Origin of the sequence: Dietzia sp. SYD-A1, assembly GCF_015356725.1 — a bacterium.
In the GTDB taxonomy this organism is placed as follows: domain Bacteria; phylum Actinomycetota; class Actinomycetes; order Mycobacteriales; family Mycobacteriaceae; genus Dietzia.
In genome coordinates this window covers 1-3,929 of sequence record NZ_JADDKI010000427.1, presented here as the reverse complement: position 1 = coordinate 3,929, position 3,929 = coordinate 1, and the positions used below count along the sequence as shown (strand labels likewise).

The 3,929-nt window shown below is 72.0% G+C and carries 4 protein-coding genes; 3 read left to right on the top strand and 1 reads right to left on the bottom strand.

What is annotated here, in order from left to right; genetic code table 11:
• Positions 1–28: 28 nt before the first annotated feature.
• On the bottom strand, positions 29–1,027 hold the full coding sequence (locus IY392_RS15210; RefSeq protein ID WP_194861661.1) for a glucosyl-3-phosphoglycerate synthase: 999 nt from the start codon (positions 1,025–1,027) through the stop codon (positions 29–31).
• Positions 1,028–1,108: 81 nt separating this feature from the next.
• On the opposite strand from IY392_RS15210, the gene IY392_RS15205 reads away from it, so the two are divergent.
• The 3 genes from IY392_RS15205 to IY392_RS15195 form a co-directional block, all read left to right on the top strand.
• Positions 1,109–2,392, top strand: coding sequence for an acyl-CoA dehydrogenase family protein (locus IY392_RS15205; protein WP_194861660.1), 1,284 nt, complete (start codon positions 1,109–1,111; stop codon positions 2,390–2,392).
• Entirely contained in the window at positions 2,389–3,687 is a 1,299-nt protein-coding gene (locus IY392_RS15200; RefSeq protein WP_107757567.1) for a phosphotransferase family protein, read from the top strand. The genes IY392_RS15205 and IY392_RS15200 overlap by 4 nt, the downstream gene beginning before the upstream one ends.
• Positions 3,688–3,703: 16 nt before the next feature.
• A partial coding sequence (locus IY392_RS15195; protein WP_194861659.1) for a phosphoglycerate mutase family protein occupies positions 3,704–3,929 on the top strand: 226 nt, incomplete at its 3' end.

The window sequence follows — 3,929 nt, the reverse complement described above, 5'->3', positions numbered from 1 at the left end:
GGTCGGGGCTGGAGGGCGCGTGGAGCGCTCACCGGGTCAATTCTTCGCGGACCTCGCTCATCGGGGGCCGTTCACCGGGGGAGACGTCGACGGTCTCGGCGTGGAACCCGCCTCCGACGGGATCGCGCCTGTGCAGGGTGAGCGTGTCACCGGGGGCGTGGGTGTCCGGTGCCCGACCGTGGCGCCGCAGGCGGCTGAGTACCGCGAGGTGTTGGTGCATCGCCATCACCGCCAGCGCCGAATCGGGGGAGTGTCGGTGGGTGCGTCGACCGAGGTCCACCTGGGCGAGCGCATCGAGGCCGAACGCCTCGAACAGGTCCACCAGGATCCCGATGTCCACTCCGTATGCGCCGGCGAACGGGATGGATTCGAGGGCGTGACGGGTCCCGGCGTACTCGCCGGCCAGCGGCTGCACGAACCCGGCGAGTGCGGGCCAGTAGGTGGCCAACAGAGGTCGGGCGACGAGCTCGGTCACCCGTCCCCCGCCCGCCGGCAGGACGGTGCGGCCGTCGTCGAGAGGACGCTCGTAGGCGCCCTTGCTGAACACCACCCCGGGGTCGGTGAGCAGCGGGCCCAGCAGTCCGATCGCGAACGCCGGGTCGAAGTCGCGCAGGTCGGAATCGAGGAACACGACGAACTCCCCGTCGGTGGCTGCGAGGGATTTCCACAGCGCCTCGCCTTTTCCCGGGACGTCTCCCAGTGCGGGCAGCACATCTCCCTGCGCCACCACTCTCGCGCCGGCGGCACGGGCCACGTGCGCTGTGCGATCCGCGCTGTGGGAGTCGATCACCACCACCTCGTCGATGAGTGGCACCCGCTCCACCAGCTCGGCCTGAAGCGCGGCGACGATCACGCCGACCGTGGACTCCTCGTTCCGGGCCGGGAGCACGACGGACACCCGGCGGCCGGCCTTGGCCGCGACGAGGTCCTCGGCGCGGAAGTCACCCGCCCGGTAGGTGCGTCGCGCCGACCAGTCGCGGATCGGGTCGACCCGGTCCGCGAGGGGGGTTCGCGCGTTCTCGCTCACCTCCGCGATCCTGCCAGAGGTATCCGCCGAGCCGCCGCCGTGGGACGGCCCCGTTCACCCGGGTGTGCCACGATGCACAGCATGGACTTCTCACCCTCACCCCGCGCGGCCGAGCTCACCGCGGCGGTCCGCGAGTTCATCGACACGCACATCGCTCCGCTCGAGCCGGGGATCCACGCCGACATCGCCCGCCGCCGTCTGGCCGGCGAGGACCCCTGGGCGGTCGATCCGCGGATCACCGATCTGCAGGCCAGGGCGCGCGAGCAGGGACTGTGGAACCTCTTCCTGCCCGCCGGACACGAGGGTCCCTACGCGAAGCGGTACGGGACCCACGGCGGAACCGGCCTGACCAACACCGACTACGCGCCCGTCGCGGAGGAGATGGGGCGCTCGTTCATCGCGCCCCTGGTGTTCAACTGCAACGCCCCGGACACCGGCAACATGGAGGTCTTGCTCAAGTACGGGTCGCAGGAGCAGAAGGACCGATGGCTGGACCCGCTCCTGGACGGGAGGATCCGCAGCGCCTTCCTCATGACGGAGCCGGAGGTGGCCTCCTCCGACGCCTCCAACATGGCGGCCACCGCGCGGGTCGAGGGCGACGAGGTGGTGCTGGACGGCCGCAAGTGGTGGTCCACCGGGGTCGGCCACCCGGACTGCAAGGTGGGCATCTTCATGGGTGTGTCGGACCCGGACGCCCACCGGTACCTCCGGCACTCGATGGTGCTGGTGCCCATGGACGCCCCCGGGGTGCGCGTCGAGCGCATGCTCACCGCACAGGGTGTCTACGACGAACCGCTCGGCCACGGTGAGGTGTCCCTCGAGGGCGTGCGTCTGCCGGTGGAGAACATCATCGCCGGACCCGGGCGGGCCGCCGAGATCGCGCAGGGTCGGCTCGGCCCCGGCCGCGTCCACCACTGCATGAGGCTCATCGGGCTGTCGGAGATGGCGCTCGACCTGGCCTGCCGTCGCGCCTCGGGCCGGGTGGCCTTCGGCAAACCCGTCGTCAACCTGGGCGGGAACCGGGAGCGGCTCGCCGAGGCCCGGATCGCCATCGACCAGGCCCGCCTGCTGGTGCAGCACGCGGCCTGGAAGCTCGACACCGAGGGGCAGGCGGCCGTGGAGGTCAGCGCCATCAAGGCCGCCGTGCCGAAGATGGCCCAGAAGGTGATCGACATGTCGTTGCAGCTGCACGGCGGTGGCGGGATGAGCGACGACTTCCCACTCGCCGGCGCCTACGCCACCGCGCGCTCGCTCAGACTGGCCGACGGCCCCGACGAGGTCCACCTGGGCGTGGTCGCCCGGGCGATGCTCGCGCCGTACCGCGACGCCGCCGGAGCCACTACCGATGCAGAGTCGGGCCGATGAGCCGACCGCACGGGGCCTCACCCCTGAGCCGCCGGATCCCGGGCGCGGGCGCGGTGCGCAGGGAGGACGCGTTCGACGTGGAGGCGGTGGCGGCCTGGCTGCGTGCCGTCACCCCGGAGGACCCCACGGTGCTGGCGGGGATGGATCTGGGTGACGACGACGAGCCGGTCGTGCCCGAGGTCAGCCAGTTCTCCGGAGGCGCGTCGAACCTCACCTACGTGTTGCGGTATCCCGGCGGGGACCTGGTGCTGCGCCGCCCTCCGCCCGGCACCAAGGCCCGCGGTGCCCACGACATGAAGCGCGAGTACCGCGTCCAGTCGGCGCTCCGCCCGGTGTACCCGCTGGTGCCCAGGATGGTGGGGTTCTGCGACGACCAGTCGGTGATCGGGTCCGACTTCTACGTGATGGAGCGACTCGAGGGCACGATCCTGCGCAAGGACCTCCCCCGGGAACTCCGCGCGGACAGGGCCACCATCCGGCGTCTGTCCGAACGGGCGGTCGACGCCCTGGTGGACCTGCACGCCGTCGACGTCCGGGCCGCCGGCCTGGACGACCTCGACCGTGGCGAGGGCTACGTGCGCAGGCAGGTCGAGGGGTGGTCGGCCCGCTACCGCCGCGCGCGGACCCCCGACGTGCCCGACTTCGCGCCGGTGATGACGTGGCTGGACGCCAACCAGCCGGACGACGTGGGCCACTGCCTGGTCCACAACGACTTCCGCTTCGACAACCTGGTCCTGGACCCCGGCGACATCACCTCCGTCATCGGCGTCCTGGACTGGGAGATGGCCACCGTCGGTGACCCGCTCATGGACCTGGGTGGCGCTCTGGCCTACTGGGTCGAGGACGGGGACGGCCCGGTGTTCAAGGCGTTCCGGCGCCAGCCCACGCACGCGCCCGGGATGCTCACCCGGTGGGAGGTCGTCGAGCGCTACGCCGAGCGGTCGGGCCTGGAGATCAGCAGGGACGACTGGCGGTTCTACGAGGTCTTCGGACTGTTCCGCCTCGCGGTGATCGCCCAGCAGATCAACCACCGCTTCTTCCACGGCCAGACGACGAACCCGGCGTTCCGCGCGTTCCGGCCCGCGGTGGGGTTCCTCGAGCAGCGCTGCCTGCGCATCATCCGCACCGGCGAGGGGCGGCTGACGCCCACCCGGCTCGGCCCGCGCGACGTGATCCCGGAGGTGCTCGCCGTACCCAGAGTCGTGGTGCCGCTGCTCGCGGGCGGGGTGCACGACGCGCGCCAGAAGATCGTCGGGCTCCTCGGAGGCCTACCGCGGACGGGGAAGCGCACGTGACGGGGGTCGATCGCTGATGGGGGCCATCCACCTGGTCCGCCACGGTCAGGCCTCGTTCGGGAGCGGCGACTACGACCGGCTCTCCGAGACCGGCCACCTCCAGGCCGAGCTCACCGGCCGGGACATGGCGGCCCGCGGGCTGCGGCCCGACGTGGTGATCCACGGCGGGATGAGGCGTCAGCGCGAGACCGCGCAGGGCCTGGTCAAAGGCCTGCGAGAGGGCCTGCGGGAGGGGGCCGGGT